Genomic DNA, 13622 nt, shown 5'->3' with positions numbered 1-13622 from the left:
TATATCCCGCTCTTCCATACGCAGCTCCTCGCGGCGCTGCCGATAATCTCACATCTCGACCCTCAGCTCCACTGCGTCTGCTATCGGATGCGTACCGCGCAATATCTATGGATTCACCGAAGACGGTCGAACCTTGTTGCACCCAGCAATGAGCGGTGAAGGGGTTGATCCGCACGCCGATTACTAGCGAAGGATCGTAGCCGACGCGCAAGTATCGCCGGATCATCGCGATCGCTCGCGGAAGACAACGATCATTTCGTCCAAAGACAAAGTCGCTGACCTCAAAGGCCGCCGACACTGCAAGGTGCGATGTCGAAAGGGGGTAGGAATGTTCACGGCGGAACCGAAGGCGCTCTCGCTCAATCAGACGTCGAACATCAGCGACACCTCGGCGTACCGTGATCCGATTTGATCGCAGCCTCTCGTAGAATGCTGCCGCTATTTCGAAAGCTGGCGGCGCATAAACATAGGGTGGACCAAGATCGTCGGTCGGTACAATCATAGGAGGAGATCGGTCTATACCGCCCTCCAGTGCATGCTCACCCTCGAGTATTTCAAGAGCGATGAGGTCAGCGATCAAGGTATCGTCAGCGCCATCATCCGGTTTACCCTCCGCCGAGATCACGAGTTGGAATGCGCGGTCGACGTCATCGGGGATACAAAAATATCGGCTAGCATCCTCATCCAGAAAGATCGTCCGGCCCTCGACCACGCAGAAATGCAATCCAGGCTTGATGCGGAATTCCATCGCCAACTTTCCTTCCAGAAAGGAACGTCCGCAGCGATCAATCTGACGGACGTTCCAAGGCGACCGATTCAGTCGGCGGAAAGCCCGCCGAAGATCGGGCGCAGCCCGTTCTGGTTGTCGTTGACCGACATAGCCCCGCCTTTGGTCTGCTGCATGACCCCGCCCAGATCGAGGCGTTTCATGTCACGCTTGTCGTTCTTCTGTTGCATGGTTCATTCCTCTTCAGCTGCCGCACTGATTTGCGACCGAGGGAGGATAAGATGATCTCCGGGCGATCCATCAAAATATATCCCGACAAGATGACTGGATATCCACGCAACCCACGTGGCTGGGTAGGACCAATGGCTCAAGATACTCATTATAATGAGATTTATGAAGATTTTCGGCGATAGATCACTCAAAGGTGACCTTTTTGCCGCTCAATTCTCCGCACATGATAAGTTTCAAGCCTGCGCCGCATGCTTTTTTGAAGGTCCGTGACCGAAAGATTGGTCAGGGTTCTTACCTCTTTCTCGGCGTCGCTAAAATCCTGAACCTCGGCGATTCGAACATAGTGAAGCCGTTCATTCAGATTGCTGACCGACAAGATCGCAAACTCGTTGCCCGTGGCAGTTGCAAGGGAAAGAAATAGTGAGCCGATGGCGCGCGAGATTCCTACAGGTGTCGGATGCAGGACAGATGGCGTTGCCTCCTCGATCGCTCGCTTCAAGACGGAGAGCCTGACTTCGTGAACCAGGCCGATGAGAAGGCTCATATTCCATGCGTATAATTGAACCAGCCTCTGTCCACTGTACTGGGATAGTCGAAGACCTCCATCAGGATGCGGCTCGATCAATCCCTCGCCCATCAACCGGCATAGAGCCTCTCGCGCAGGCGTCTTGCTTGAGCGGTACCGATCGGCGATCTCTTGTACATCGAGCCGGCGGCCCGGCGAAAATTCACCGGCGGCATAATCTTCTTTCAGCGATCGATAGACGATTTCCTGGAGCGACGGATCCATGGCCGACATCATAGCCCAGAACCCGCGCAAACGGCTGGCACCGACCATGCGGGCGTCAGTGCTCGTGTCAGATGATCGAGCTTTTGCTGAGCGATCATCTCAATGCACATCCGTTCAAGGTCGCTGAGATCACCTGTCGCCAGTTGCCGCGGGAAATTCATCCTCTGCCCCGCGAAGAGAAGCGGGATCAGGATGTGGCCGGTCGACAGTCCAAGCCGGTAGGCGCAGAGGAGATGATCGTCGAGGCGCGCCCGGGGATTTCCGGCTTCGATCTCCCGCAGCCAGCGCACACCCATTCCAAGCTCGCGCGCAAGATCGCGCTGCGTCAGCCGACGTTTCTTCCGTGCTTCTTCGATTTGCCGTCCAGATTGCACTTTCACATACAGGATCGGACTTTCAGCAACGGAAGTCGCCAAATAATGCGACATGTCCGTGTCTCCTTACGGGAGATACCGCCCGCCAAGGCCATTCCATAGATCGGAACGCTAAGGTGTACTTACCACCACTGTCAATTGGGAACATCGGCCAACTTGTCGGGATTTACCCAGCAAGATCATTAGGATCGCGCGAAGCCGGGGTCCGAGCCCCCGAGAGCAACACTCTATCGAAAGCGCGCAGCAGCGCCCCGCGCTCCGCCTTTGTGATCTGCAGGAGCGCCAAGATGTAGATGTTTCCGAGAGTTGGTTGCCTGGTTTCTGGGGACTCCTCCTGAACGCGTTCTGTGATACCGGTCGCGACATCCCAGAGTTGGCACGACGCTCCGACATGGTGCTCTTCCCTGCCTGCGAGAAAGCCCAGTTCCTGGTCTCGTAGCTGATCGATGATCTCGTCGGTGGGCATTCCGTTGAGATATTCGACCGCCACGTGGAGCGTGGTTCCCCATGCGATCAAGGATCGGGTGATGCGAATCAGGTGGCAGTGAGAATCGATCAGGACGTCTAATCCCGCCGGTGAAAGCCTGAGCTTAAAACTGCGGCGCGCTCGACCCATCACCCTTTTCCTCTGCAAAGCTAGCCCTCAAAGCTCCATTCACCAGTGTGAACGGAGCCATTTTCACGACGAGGCACTGCAGAATGGGCATTATAATGCCGCTTCTGACAGAACCTGCTCTTTTGAACGATCAACAGTTCCATCTGACCAAGCTCGATCCCCCGATGCTTTGTTTGGTCGCTTCGGCACTTCAGTGCCCTCCCTATTGCGGCAGGCTTTCCTGATGCGCATTGCTCGGGGCACACCGGATCGACGGGCGGAAGAAATCCAAATTTCAGCCCCATCGCGCCGACCAGCCAACCCCCAAATCCGAGCGCCTCACGGCGCCACGAGGAGACGCGCGCCATGGACTTTCCATGCTCACCGACCATGCTTGCAGGAGCATTTCTGCTCATCGTCGGCGCCACCCCTGCCCTCGCTGATTCCTATCGTCCGGATGCCGAGGGCTATCCTTGTGCTCAACGTGCAAGGCTCGGCATCGTCCAGAGCGAGAACGGTTTCTCAATCCGCGAGGCAGCCGAGAGCACCACGCCTCGCGCCGTAGCGGAACCCATTCCGACACCTTCGGTGATGACGATCAAGTTGGGACACTCGGTTTCGATCGACAGCCGGATTCTCGCGCGCACCTCCCTCGTTCGTACGGAGTCCCCCGATGCCCCGCAGCGCTAAATTGATCATCGCCGCGTTGCTTTGCGCTTCGGCGCCCGCCTACGCACAGGACAACAGCGCCGAGCCGCTAACGGCCGCAGCCGCGGAAGCTCAGCGTCAATTGCAACAGACCTTTACCAATCTGACGTTCGAGGATTTCGGTCCGGCGCCTGTCAGTGGACCAATATATCAGGCCATTGCGGGCGGACGAGTCATCTATTTCGCCCCGGAGAGCGAGCACCTCCTGTTCGCAGCGATCTACGACAAGAATGGCGTCAACCTGACGGCATTGGCACAGGACGCCAGTGCCAGGAAGCGCCTCGGCGCGATCAACGAAGCCGATGCGCTCGTGATCGGTCCGGCAGGCGCGCCCAAGGTGGTCGAGTTCACCGATCCCGACTGCCCCTATTGCCAGGCGCTCGAGCGCTTCTGGCTTTCCAAGGCCGCCGAGGGGAAACCCGTTCAGCGCCTCGTCTACTTCGTGAGCGGTATCCATCCCCAGGCGGCGGCGAAGGCCGAGCATATACTTTGCGCACCTGACCGCGAGGCGGCGTTCAAATCCATCTATTCGGGCGCTCAGCCAGCGACGCTGCACAAATGCCGCCCCGGCGCCGAGAAGGTCGCTCGTGACGCGGAGACCGTCCGCAAGATGGGCATTTCGGGCACGCCGACGATGTTCGTGGAGGGCAGGCTCATCTCCGGCTTCCAGCAAGGCGAACTCGAAGCCTTTCTCGAGGCGCAAGCGCGAAAAGGCCAGCCAAGCCCATAGGAGTGCCCCTTTCGTATTTGGCGGACCTCGCCCGTGCTCGCTCGCCTGAGCGTCCGCGAGGACCGGAATGCCGGCGGGAGCGCACCTCCAGGGGTCGTCCAACGCCATCGCCGGCCGGACACGACCTCGATCGGTACCGGCAAAGCATGATCCGGACGGCTCCATTGATGACAAGGAGACTGCATATGTTGACTTTGATCCGGGGAAGGACGTTCCGCACGATCGACGCGGCGGTCCTTTTCCTCCTGGCCGCGTTCGCTGCAGCCGGTGTGGCCCATGCGTTCGCGGCTCCCGCCGCCGGCGACCTGGGGTACGACATCTACGACATCGTCGTGAACCAGGGGGTAAAGGGCCCGCTCGGCTTCGTGGGCGGCGTGGCCGCCTTCCTGTTCGGCGTCTCGCGGCTCTTCTCGAACATCATGATCGGCATCCCGACGATCGTGGCGGCGGTCTGCCTCATCAAGGCGGATTCGATCCTCCAGACCTTCGGCATGGTGATCTGAAGACCGGCCGGTCGACCGGCTGGCCGGCCGCCGACCAATCGAACGGAAGGTGATGGGCACCTTCCGAAGACCACGCCCATCGGCGTGGTGAAGCAAGGAAGAAGAGCGTGGACGAACGTCTGCCCCAGTTCCTGCACCGACCGGTCCAGATCCTCTGGTTCGACAGTCAGGAGTTCATCGTCGTCATGGCCACGATTTTCGTTGCGGTCATCGTTGGCGGGCTGATCGGCTGGACGCTCATCGGCGCTCTTCTTCTCTTCATTCCCTGGAAGCGCAGCAAGCCGCGCGGGTTCATCCCGCATCTGGCCTGGCGCTGGGGCCTTGCCCGCTTCCGCAACTATCCGGGTCCGACCCAGACCCGCTTCTTCGAGTGAGAGCGATGGCCCATCCCTTTCGACGCAAGGCGCAGGAAGACATGATCGGCGACACCCGTCCGAGCTGGCATCTTCACCGCTATCTGCAGGGCTCCGCGAACCTCTTCGAAGAGAACCGGCTTCTGAAGATCGCGATCGCCGGCCTGTTCGGCATCACCGCGGTGCTGGGTACGGTCATCTACAGCTCGAACCAGAACACACGTACCGTGATCGTCCCGTTCGGCGCGGACGGCGACCTTTATGTGACCGGCAACAAGCCATCGGAGGGTTACCTTCGCTCGGTAACGTTCAACATCGTCGGGCTCGTCGGCACCTATTCGGCCTACTCGGCCGATCGGCAGTTCCAGGAACTGCTCAGGATCGTTCATCCGAGCGCCTACAACGGCTTGCGCGATAGCCTCAATCGGCTGCTGGACGAGCTTCGCAACAATCCCACGCTCTCGATCGCGACCTACATCCGGGGCGACCAGCCGGTCACATGGTCGGGCAGCGAGATCCTCGTGCCCGTCGAAAAGGTGCGCGTGATCGGCGGCGTCATCCGCAAGTTCCGGGGCAATTTGCGCATCCGATACGCGCTCGAGAACGGTCGCTTCTGGCTGATCGCCCTGCAGGAGGAGAATTTCAGTGCCGAAGTCCGCTAGTCTCGCGAGGCTTGGCTGCCTCACGGGCGCGATGGTCGCGTCTCTCGTCGCCGCTGTTCCAGCTCTCGCCCAATCGATCGCGGCGCTTCCCGATCAAACGAGCCGCATCCGCCTCTCCAACCGCGACGTCAATCATGTCGTGTGTGTGGGCGGCGAGATCGAGGATGTGAAATTCTCCGCCGAAAAGGGGCTTGCGGTCGAGCGTGGTGGCTCGGACGCCTGGATCAAATTCCTGGTCCTGGAAACCGAGGATGCCGCTTGGGGCGGCGCGAAGTCGCGAACATATGTGACGACGCCATCGGAATTCTTCGTTTCCTGCAACGGCGCGATCTACCCGCTTTATGCCGAACCGGCCGACATTCCGGCACAGACGGTGACCCTCGTACCCGGCGGGGCGCAGCGTGCCCGCGCCAACGATGCACTGCTCGGTCCGCTCGTCGAAGAAGAACGCGCGGTGGGGATTGCTCTTGCGATCCTGCAGGATCGGATACCCGCTTCCTTCTCCGAGGTCGCCCCTTCCCGGGAGCGGCTGATCCTGGCCGGGCTGCCCGGCGCATCGCTGGACGAGCGACGTCGCCTCGAAGTCGAGGGCATGAGGCTGTCGGTCAGTGAATATCTGGTGCGCGCCAGCGCGGGAGTCGCGATCGATGAGCGTGATTTCCTCGACGCCGCGCTTGGTGTCGACATTTTCGCGATCACCCTCGATCGATTGACCTTGGCGCCGGGCGAGACAGCGCGTCTGATCGTCGTCCGCCGGAGCGCCCAGCCATGAGCGCGCTAGAAAAAACACCGGAAGGGCGGACTCCGGCTGCACCATCGCAGGCAGCAGCAGGGGATTCCACGGATGTGTCTGTGACGTCGCCGCCTCTGCTGGACCTCCCTGCGCAATGGGCGAAATTGACGTCGGACCAGAAGCTGCGCGCCAAGCAGCTGGGTGTGATTTCGACGATCGCGATGCTGGGTCTTGGCCTCTACACGGCCAGCCGGAGCGGTCGGGAGGAAGCGCCCAAAGCGCCGCAGGCCTCGAATCTCGACATGGGCGCGGGCCTGCGCGGCGACAGCCTCGAGGTGAAGCTGCGGGGCGATCTTCAGAAGATCCTCGATGGACAAACTCTGCTCGGAGACCGCGTGACCGCGATCGAAGAAGGCAAGGTTGTCCCAGGAGCCGGCAGTCGAAATTCGCCGAGCATGGGAGGTGACGGGGATTTGCCCCCCGCCCTTCCCGGCGACGTACCCGCCTATCCTCCCGCTCCGGCCGAGGCCAAGGGCGCGATGGATGAGATTCCGGCACCGCCAAGCGCGCCGCCCGCTCCGCCTGCGCCGCCTGCGCCCCCGACCGAGAGACAGGTTGGAGCGATCGGCGCGGCGACAAGCGCACCGGCACAAGAAGGGAGCGCGGGCGGCGGGGCCGGGTCAAAAAAAGGGAAGCGGACGATCTATTTGCCGCCTGGTTTCATGAAGGCGAGACTGCTCACGGGCATCGACGCGCTGGCGAGCCGGGACGCGACCAGTAATCCCGAGCCGATCATCGCGCGGGTCCAGGCGCCGGCGGTGCTGCCGAATGAGGTCAAGGCCAATCTGGCGGGCTGCTTCGTCATCGGCAACGCGACCGGGAGCCTTGCCAAGGAGCGGGTCGAGATCCAGCTCGTCTCGATCTCCTGCGTCGACTTCGACGAGCATGCGGTTGTCGATCAGGCCATCAAGGGCTTCTTTGTCGATGCCGACGGCAAGAAGGGCTTGTCGGGCAAGGTGGTGACCCGTGCCGGCGCGACGCTTGCCCGCTCGTTCATCGCCGGCACCATCGCCGGAATTTCCCAGTCGGTAGAGGGCACTTTTGGAAGGCTCTCGACCTCGGCGCTCGGCAGCGTGCGCAGCCTGGATGCGGGCGATGCTCTCAAGTCGGGCGTGGCCGGGGGCCTCTCCAAATCATCGGACAAGCTGACCGATTTTTATCTCGATCTTGCCCGGCAAGCCGGGCCGGTCGTCGAGGTCGGTGCCGCGAAGGATGTCGTGGTCGTCATCCAGGAGGGCCTGGCCCTCGAGATCAAGCCCTCGGTCGGGAGCAAATTCTGATGCGGCCGCCCCCACAGTCTACAGGAGATACCGCCATGCGACTGCTGGCACACCGGTACATTCACCGAACCTTGCTCCCTCTCGCTCTGCTCGGAGGCCTTGGGGGATGCGCGACCGTCGGCTCGATGATGTCGCCCTATTCGGAGAAATTCTCCTGCAAGAATGACGATCACGGTCAGTGCATCCATCCTGACAGGGCCTATGCTGAAGCGGTGGCCGGCGCGACTTCGAAGTCGGACCCCAAGGTGACGAACGATCGTGCGATGCTGCGGGGGACCGGAGACGGTCGAGGGCGCGGGAGATCGCGAGGCGAAAGCACCGGCGGTGCCTATGGCAGCTACCGCGATAGCGTCTATCGCGAACTGCAGGGGTTGGTCGAAGCGCCGGTGACGCCGATGCTGAAGCCGGCGCGGACCGTCCGGACGCTGATCCTGCCCTATGCCGATCGCCAGCGTCCCGACCGTCTCTACATGCCACGCTATGTCTATTCGGTGGTGGACAAGCCGGTCTGGGTGGTCGGTGGTACGCTCGTGGGCGCGCCGGACCGCGCGCGCCAGGCGCCTATCCTCGGCCAGGTGCGCGATCGCGTTGCGCCGGACGGCGAAGCGGCGCCCGAGACCGGCACGGCGGTGCCGACGATTGCGCCGCCTTCTCCGGAGCGCCACCCATGAGCGCGCGGGCCTCAAGCAGCGGGCTGACCTATGCCCGTCTCCGCAGTGCCGTGCGGCGCGACAGCTTTTCGGACTATCTCCCGCTCGTCGCTTGGGAGGCCGAGACAGAGGCATTTCTGTGCATCGACGATACCTGGGGTCATGCCTGGGAGCTGGTCCCGACCGCCTATATGTTTGCCCATGTTCAGGGAGCCCTTCAGGGTCTGCTCAATATCCATTTCCCGGATGGGACGGTTCTCCAGCTCCATACGTTTGCCGATCCGCTGATCGACGATGCGCTCGATGCCTTTCTGGACCTGAAGACCCGAGACGATCCGCTGATTCAGGCATCGGCCCGGCACACCCGCGCTTATCTGAGCGAGGGACGCCATGGTCTCAAAGCGCTGCATGGCATCCCGGTCCGTAATTTTCGCACGCTGCTGTCCATCAAGACCCGGCGGCCGTTGGGCGAAGATCTGCGCCGGCAAGTGGAGGAACAGCTCTCGAAGCTCGGCATCCGTCGCCTGCCTCCGCAGGAGATGGTCGCCTTCTACCGGCGCATCTTCAACGGTGTCGCCGATCCCGCGCCCGGCGTCTTCTCGGATGGAACGACTGCAGGCGCGCCGTCCATCGCCAAGCAAATCATCGATGCCGGCCCGGACCTGGTGTTCGAGGGGTCGGAGGTGTTTCTTGGTAATCAGGTGGCCCGGTGCCTGACGCCAAAAGCGCCCGCGCGGCGCATTACCGCCGAGCGCGCCAATCGCCTGATGGGCGGAATGCGCGGTGCGTCGGAAGACAGCGATCAGATCGGCGGGCCGTTCCTCTACACGCTCAACATCCTGTTCGATCATTCGCAATTCGAAATCCACAAGCGCGCGCAGATCCTCTCCGCCCAGAAAGCGGCGGGCAGCTTCGCAGTGGAGGTCGGCAAGCAGATCGAGGAGATCGGCTGGATCCTCGACGAGGCCGGCAACAGCAAATTCGTCCGTGTCATCCCGACCATCTGGGTGTTCGGCCGCGACCGTGCCCATGCCCGTGATCTTGCAGCACGGGCCAAGCGCCTTTGGGAGGGCGAGCCCCTGCCTTTCTCCATGCAGGAGGAAAGCTATCTCAATCCGACGTTGCTGGTGATGAGCCTGCCGTTCGGACTTTATCCTGACCGCACGACGCTGAGATTGCTCGAGCGCGACTTCCGCATGCCGGTAAAAGCGGCCGTGCTGCTGGCGCCGATCCAGACCGACTTCCGCGGCGGCGGTCGCCCTGCGCTGCTGTACACGGGGCGCAAGGGCCAGCTTGTCACGCTCGACCTCTTCGATCCCAGGATCAACAACTACAATTTCATCGTGTCGGCCGAGAGCGGCGCGGGCAAAAGCTTCCTTCTCAATAATTTGTGCCAGCAATATTATGCCTGCGGAGCACTCATCCGCATCATCGACATAGGCGGCAGCTATCGCAAGCTCTGCACGCTCTGCTCGGGTCGCTACATCGATATCGGCGAAGAACATCTGGTGCTCAATCCCTTCGACATGGGGCTCGCACTAGACGGGGACGACAAGCAGTCGGCCATTACCATGGCGGTGGCGATCGTCGCGGAAATGGCGAACGCCTCGACCCGCAAGGGCGTTACGACCTCGGAGTGGAACCTTCTGAAATCCGCCGTGCAATGGACGATCGACACGGGGCGCGCGGATCATGGGATCGATTCTGTGCGCGAGTGGCTGGGCACCTATCCGGAGCTGGTCGAAAACGATCTGGACCGGGTCGAGCATCTCGTGCCGACGGCCCGCGAACTGGCCTTCAACCTGCGCGATTTCGGATCGGGCGGCGCCTATGGTCATTATTTCAACGGTCCTTCGACGCTCGATATCCGTAACGACGAATTCGTGGTGCTCGAACTTGAGCGCCTGAAGGCGATGCCGGACCTGTTCAACGTCATCGTGATGGTGGTGGTGAACGCGGTCACGCAGGAACTCTATCTTTCCGCGCGCGATCGTCCGCGCTTCGTGCTGTGCGACGAGGCCGCGCAGTTCATGACCCGGACCGACGGGCAGGATCTCTCCCGTCTCGCCGAAGCCTTCGGTCAGGGCTATCGCCGCGCGCGAAAATATCGTGGCTCGTTCGGGATCGTGCTGCAGTCCATGAACGATCTCGCGCTTTTCGGGGGCACCGGTCAGGTCATCCTCGAAAATGCCGCGACGCGGTTCCTGTTGCAGGGTTCGACCTACGACCGGGCCGTCGACAACAAGATCTTGGATTATTCGGGATTCGTACTCGATCTTCTGAAGTCGGTCCGCAACTCCAAGCCCAACTATAGCGAGGTCTTCATCGACTCGCCTTTGGGCCTCGGCATTGCCCGGCTCGTGGTGGATCCCTTTTCCTACTGGATCAATACCTCCGCGCCCGACGAAGTCGCCGCCTTCGAAGCGTTGTTGCGCCAGGGGCTTTCACCGCTCGAAGCCATCTGCCGGCTCGCCGAAGTCGATCCTGCGCAAATCTTGGGCGTCCCTCCTGCGTCCGGCCCAGTGGGAGCATGACCATCATGGGACGCTACACGCCGCACCCCGATCAATTGCCGCTCAACTGGTCCGATAACGAAGCGATAGAGGTCATCGTAGAGCAGCGGCTTGCTGAGCGGTTCGAAGCTGAGTCCTTCCTCTGGCGCTTCAGGCTCGTGCTGATCGAGACCGTCATGATGGGCTTGCTCGTATTGATCGCCGGGCTCTTCCTCAAGCAGCCGACCATGATGGTGGCGCGCGCCTCGCTGATTGTCGCAGCCTCCTGTCTTGCCACCGGACTGCTCCTGCTGAGCCTGTCGGCCGGGACGGCCAAGCTGATCACGCGCCTTCGCAGGAGAAAGCGCAAATGAACGGCCTCACCTCCTCCACACCCTCGCGATCGGCCGTCCGGCTTACCGTCAGCGGCTTCCTCCTGATGATGATTCAGAGCGCGCTGCTGCTGATGTCGCCGACGCTGGGCGAGGATGCCGGCCTCCTGATCTGGATCCTGACCCCTTTGGCCTTCGCGGCGTTTGTCACCGCCCTCATCGGCGTTCCCGAACCGCCCGAAGCGCATTGGAGACGACGCCATGGCCGCTGATCGTCCGATCGAAAACGCATTGCGTGTCGGGACAGGCAACAGCCGAACCCCTTCAGCGACCGTCCTCGTGGGCGACTGCACATGGATCGCGACATCCGTGATCGACCTGAGCAGCGTTCGCAGCAGGAGTCTACCGGCAGAAAGGCCTACCGAACTTCCCGCCATTCTCATCCGTACATCTTGCCCGCCGGGAGGCCCTGTCGACGACGGGTTCACCGGATCGGGAGCGGTGGGCGAAGCCTGCCTCCTGAACGGCCGGCGCTATCTCGGCTGCGAGATCGATCCCGTGATGGTCGAGCGAACTCGCCTTCGCCTGCAAGGCTTTGCGGTCTTCTATCCGGAGGATGGCGATGATTGACCATGTCCGCTGCAGGGGTGCCACCGCACGAACCGGTCTGCTGCTGATCGCGATGATGGCTGGCAGTGAGGTTTTCGCCGCCACCAACCGGATCGGGCGCACATGGCCGATCGCGGAACCGGACGCATTGGCGGAGATCGAGGCCAAGGCGGCCACCTTGCCCGCCGACATGAGCAAGGCTTTCGGTCCACGCGAGAAATGGACTGCCCTCAGGGCCGCTCCGCTGGATATCGCAAGCGCGGATCGGGTGCGCAGCGTCGTTCCGTTCTACACGCTCTATTTCGACATCAAGCTGCCGGACGGCAAGACCCTCTACCCCAAGGGCTTCACGTTCAATCCGCTGACTTATGTGAAGCTGCCGCAACGCCTGGTGATCGTGCATCCGCGCGACCTCGGTTGGGCGCTCCGCAATGCCCGGACGAGCGACTTCATCTTGCTGTCCGCACTCGGGGGCCAGAATGGCGACGCGATTGACCTGAGCGAAAAGACGGGCCGGGCGATCTACATTCTCGAGGAGCGGGTCAAGCAACGCCTGGGTCTGACCGTCGCCCCCGTCATTGTCGAACAGTCCGGCACGCGCCTCATGCTCACCGAGTATGGGCCAAAGAGCCGACTGGCCCCAAGCGCCGCGAAAGGAACGGCGCGATGAGCGGCCGCCTTCCTTTCTTCGTCGTTGGGCTGGTCATCGGGTTGCTGATGACGATTGCCTGGCCGAGCCAGGCCCACGCCTCCAAATGCGAGGCGGGCACCGTCTTTAACCCGATCACCAAGGTGCGCTGGACCTGCATCTTTCCCATCACGGTCGGGGGCATCCGGGTGGGGAGCTTCGACAAGCTCGACAAGGCGCTCGACGCGCAATCTTCGTCCAAGCCGTTGTGCGCCTGCCGCAAGGGCGCGCAATTTTGGTTCGGCGTCAAGGTCTCCTACTGGTCGCCCAACCGGATGATCGACGTCGTCACCGAACCGGGCTGCATGATGGTGATGGGTGCCGATCTGCTGCCGACCGGCGGCAAGCTGCAGGGCAGCCAGTCCTCGATCGCGGATGGGACGAACACCCGCAAGATGTTTGCGCAGATGCATTACTACATCTCGCCGGTCTGGGCGATGCTCGACATGTTCACCGACCTGCCGTGCCTGGAGAATGACGGTTTCGACGTCGCCATGATGACCGAGGTCCTGCCGACCTGGCAGTCGGGGACGCTGGGAGCCATCATCCAGCCTGAGGGCATCCTGTTCGGCAATCCCGCTGCCGGTCTTGCCTGCATGGGCGATAGTGCCGCCGCGACTGCCGGTAAGGTCATCGATCCGCTCTTCTGGTGCATGGGCTCCTGGGGTGCGACCTACCCCATCGCCGGCGACATCCATTTCGACGACAGCGTCGAAGCCTGGGCAGGGCTCGCCGCGCGCGGAGTGTTCATGATGGGGCGTCTGGGCGCGCTGACCATCAGTTCGGCCGATGGCTGCTCCTTCATCCCACAGCCTGTCTGGACCAAGTCCCGTTACAAGCTCCAGCTCATGGAGCCGGTCAAGGGCGGCAAGTGCGTCAATATCGGCCGTCCCGGGGCGCTCTGGTCTTCGGCCAAGCACGCCCCGGGCAAGGACAATGCCCAGTTCATGCTCTTCGAAAAGGTGATCTGCTGCGCCGGGATACCCGTGCCATGAGCAAATCGCCCACCCGGGTTCCCGCGCAAGACTGCCGTCCATTCCGGAGGTCTGTTCGCCAAGGCCCCTACGGCCGATGGCTGCTGCGCGGGACCGGAGCGGCGCCGCTG

At 62.0% G+C, this 13622-nt stretch carries 19 protein-coding genes; 14 read left to right on the top strand and 5 right to left on the bottom strand.

All coding sequences use genetic code 11. The features are described 5' to 3' along the window. The 5 genes from GGQ90_RS25550 to GGQ90_RS25530 form a co-directional block, all read right to left on the bottom strand. The coding region (locus GGQ90_RS25550; protein ID WP_188084309.1) for a lasso peptide biosynthesis B2 protein at window positions 1–748 on the bottom strand (748 nt) is incomplete at its 3' end. Window positions 749–816: 68 nt separating this feature from the next. Beyond that, window positions 817–957: a hypothetical protein gene (locus tag GGQ90_RS25545; RefSeq protein ID WP_158500974.1), complete on the bottom strand. Its 141-nt coding sequence runs from the start codon at window positions 955–957 to the stop codon at window positions 817–819. Between the two features lie 188 nt (window positions 958–1145). After that, complete coding sequence (locus GGQ90_RS25540) at window positions 1146–1760, bottom strand: GntR family transcriptional regulator (protein ID WP_223178446.1); 615 nt, start codon at window positions 1758–1760, stop codon at window positions 1146–1148. Next, window positions 1757–2176: a helix-turn-helix domain-containing protein gene (locus GGQ90_RS25535; protein ID WP_148564727.1), complete on the bottom strand. Its 420-nt coding sequence runs from the start codon at window positions 2174–2176 to the stop codon at window positions 1757–1759. Before GGQ90_RS25535 ends, GGQ90_RS25540 begins: the two co-directional genes overlap by 4 nt. Window positions 2177–2288: 112 nt before the next feature. Beyond that, window positions 2289–2738: a hypothetical protein gene (locus GGQ90_RS25530; protein WP_188084308.1), complete on the bottom strand. Its 450-nt coding sequence runs from the start codon at window positions 2736–2738 to the stop codon at window positions 2289–2291. A 345-nt stretch (window positions 2739–3083) separates the two neighbouring features. Here GGQ90_RS25530 and GGQ90_RS25525 point away from each other — a divergent pair, with 345 nt between their 5' ends. From GGQ90_RS25525 to GGQ90_RS25460, 14 genes are all read left to right on the top strand, one after another. Then, the gene (locus GGQ90_RS25525) at window positions 3084–3407 is read left to right on the top strand and encodes a hypothetical protein (RefSeq protein WP_159365993.1); all 324 of its coding nucleotides are present in this window, start codon (window positions 3084–3086) and stop codon (window positions 3405–3407) included. After that, window positions 3391–4155, top strand: a complete 765-nt coding sequence (locus tag GGQ90_RS25520; RefSeq protein WP_159365992.1) for a DsbC family protein — start codon at window positions 3391–3393, stop codon at window positions 4153–4155. Before GGQ90_RS25525 ends, GGQ90_RS25520 begins: the two co-directional genes overlap by 17 nt. Before the next feature lie 185 nt (window positions 4156–4340). Continuing rightward, entirely contained in the window at window positions 4341–4658 is a 318-nt protein-coding gene (locus GGQ90_RS25515) for a hypothetical protein (RefSeq protein ID WP_048576588.1), read from the top strand. Between the two features lie 107 nt (window positions 4659–4765). Further along, window positions 4766–5032 (top strand): type IV conjugative transfer system protein TraL, encoded by a 267-nt coding sequence (locus GGQ90_RS25510; protein ID WP_159365991.1) that lies wholly within the window; start codon window positions 4766–4768, stop codon window positions 5030–5032. A 41-nt stretch (window positions 5033–5073) separates the two neighbouring features. Further along, entirely contained in the window at window positions 5074–5673 is a 600-nt protein-coding gene (locus GGQ90_RS25505) for a TraE/TraK family type IV conjugative transfer system protein (protein ID WP_201450267.1), read from the top strand. Between the two features lie 31 nt (window positions 5674–5704). Continuing rightward, window positions 5705–6445, top strand: a complete 741-nt coding sequence (locus GGQ90_RS25500; protein WP_159367943.1) for a type-F conjugative transfer system secretin TraK — start codon at window positions 5705–5707, stop codon at window positions 6443–6445. Continuing rightward, complete coding sequence (locus GGQ90_RS25495; protein WP_159365989.1) at window positions 6442–7746, top strand: TraB/VirB10 family protein; 1305 nt, start codon at window positions 6442–6444, stop codon at window positions 7744–7746. Before GGQ90_RS25500 ends, GGQ90_RS25495 begins: the two co-directional genes overlap by 4 nt. Before the next feature lie 35 nt (window positions 7747–7781). Next, window positions 7782–8417: a TraV family lipoprotein gene (locus GGQ90_RS25490; RefSeq protein WP_159365988.1), complete on the top strand. Its 636-nt coding sequence runs from the start codon at window positions 7782–7784 to the stop codon at window positions 8415–8417. Beyond that, on the top strand, window positions 8414–10930 hold the full coding sequence (locus GGQ90_RS25485; protein WP_159365987.1) for a TraC family protein: 2517 nt from the start codon (window positions 8414–8416) through the stop codon (window positions 10928–10930). The genes GGQ90_RS25490 and GGQ90_RS25485 overlap by 4 nt, the downstream gene beginning before the upstream one ends. Beyond that, window positions 10927–11262, top strand: coding sequence for a hypothetical protein (locus GGQ90_RS25480; protein ID WP_234893173.1), 336 nt, complete (start codon window positions 10927–10929; stop codon window positions 11260–11262). The genes GGQ90_RS25485 and GGQ90_RS25480 overlap by 4 nt, the downstream gene beginning before the upstream one ends. Beyond that, on the top strand, window positions 11259–11492 hold the full coding sequence (locus tag GGQ90_RS25475; protein WP_159365986.1) for a hypothetical protein: 234 nt from the start codon (window positions 11259–11261) through the stop codon (window positions 11490–11492). Before GGQ90_RS25480 ends, GGQ90_RS25475 begins: the two co-directional genes overlap by 4 nt. After that, on the top strand, window positions 11482–11850 hold the full coding sequence (locus GGQ90_RS25470) for a DNA methyltransferase (RefSeq protein WP_159365985.1): 369 nt from the start codon (window positions 11482–11484) through the stop codon (window positions 11848–11850). The genes GGQ90_RS25475 and GGQ90_RS25470 overlap by 11 nt, the downstream gene beginning before the upstream one ends. A gap of 52 nt (window positions 11851–11902) precedes the next feature. Further along, window positions 11903–12499: a conjugal transfer protein TraW gene (locus GGQ90_RS25465; protein ID WP_234893285.1), complete on the top strand. Its 597-nt coding sequence runs from the start codon at window positions 11903–11905 to the stop codon at window positions 12497–12499. Between the two features lie 47 nt (window positions 12500–12546). Next, complete coding sequence (locus tag GGQ90_RS25460; protein ID WP_380765451.1) at window positions 12547–13512, top strand: TraU family protein; 966 nt, start codon at window positions 12547–12549, stop codon at window positions 13510–13512. Window positions 13513–13622: the final 110 nt, after the last annotated feature.

It is taken from the genome of Sphingobium scionense (genome assembly GCF_014197035.1).
GTDB lineage: Bacteria > Pseudomonadota > Alphaproteobacteria > Sphingomonadales > Sphingomonadaceae > Sphingobium > Sphingobium scionense.
Note: the sequence above shows the minus strand (reverse complement) of the source record. Positions and strands in the feature narration are given on the sequence as shown.

Excerpts from the sequence above, each read along its gene's own strand:
- GGQ90_RS25545 (WP_158500974.1), bottom strand. The coding sequence starts at position 957 with ATGCAACAGAAGAACGACAAGCGTGACATGAAACGCCTCGATCTGGGC.
- GGQ90_RS25540 (WP_223178446.1), bottom strand. The coding sequence starts at position 1,760 with ATGATGTCGGCCATGGATCCGTCGCTCCAGGAAATCGTCTATCGATCG.
- GGQ90_RS25535 (WP_148564727.1), bottom strand. The coding sequence starts at position 2,176 with ATGTCGCATTATTTGGCGACTTCCGTTGCTGAAAGTCCGATCCTGTAT.
- GGQ90_RS25530 (WP_188084308.1), bottom strand. The coding sequence starts at position 2,738 with ATGGGTCGAGCGCGCCGCAGTTTTAAGCTCAGGCTTTCACCGGCGGGA.
- GGQ90_RS25525 (WP_159365993.1), top strand. The coding sequence starts at position 3,084 with ATGGACTTTCCATGCTCACCGACCATGCTTGCAGGAGCATTTCTGCTC.
- GGQ90_RS25520 (WP_159365992.1), top strand. The coding sequence starts at position 3,391 with ATGCCCCGCAGCGCTAAATTGATCATCGCCGCGTTGCTTTGCGCTTCG.
- GGQ90_RS25515 (WP_048576588.1), top strand. The coding sequence starts at position 4,341 with ATGTTGACTTTGATCCGGGGAAGGACGTTCCGCACGATCGACGCGGCG.
- GGQ90_RS25505 (WP_201450267.1), top strand. The coding sequence starts at position 5,074 with ATGATCGGCGACACCCGTCCGAGCTGGCATCTTCACCGCTATCTGCAG.
- GGQ90_RS25500 (WP_159367943.1), top strand. The coding sequence starts at position 5,705 with ATGGTCGCGTCTCTCGTCGCCGCTGTTCCAGCTCTCGCCCAATCGATC.
- GGQ90_RS25495 (WP_159365989.1), top strand. The coding sequence starts at position 6,442 with ATGAGCGCGCTAGAAAAAACACCGGAAGGGCGGACTCCGGCTGCACCA.
- GGQ90_RS25490 (WP_159365988.1), top strand. The coding sequence starts at position 7,782 with ATGCGACTGCTGGCACACCGGTACATTCACCGAACCTTGCTCCCTCTC.
- GGQ90_RS25485 (WP_159365987.1), top strand. The coding sequence starts at position 8,414 with ATGAGCGCGCGGGCCTCAAGCAGCGGGCTGACCTATGCCCGTCTCCGC.
- GGQ90_RS25480 (WP_234893173.1), top strand. The coding sequence starts at position 10,927 with ATGACCATCATGGGACGCTACACGCCGCACCCCGATCAATTGCCGCTC.
- GGQ90_RS25475 (WP_159365986.1), top strand. The coding sequence starts at position 11,259 with ATGAACGGCCTCACCTCCTCCACACCCTCGCGATCGGCCGTCCGGCTT.
- GGQ90_RS25470 (WP_159365985.1), top strand. The coding sequence starts at position 11,482 with ATGGCCGCTGATCGTCCGATCGAAAACGCATTGCGTGTCGGGACAGGC.
- GGQ90_RS25465 (WP_234893285.1), top strand. The coding sequence starts at position 11,903 with ATGATGGCTGGCAGTGAGGTTTTCGCCGCCACCAACCGGATCGGGCGC.
- GGQ90_RS25460 (WP_380765451.1), top strand. The coding sequence starts at position 12,547 with ATGACGATTGCCTGGCCGAGCCAGGCCCACGCCTCCAAATGCGAGGCG.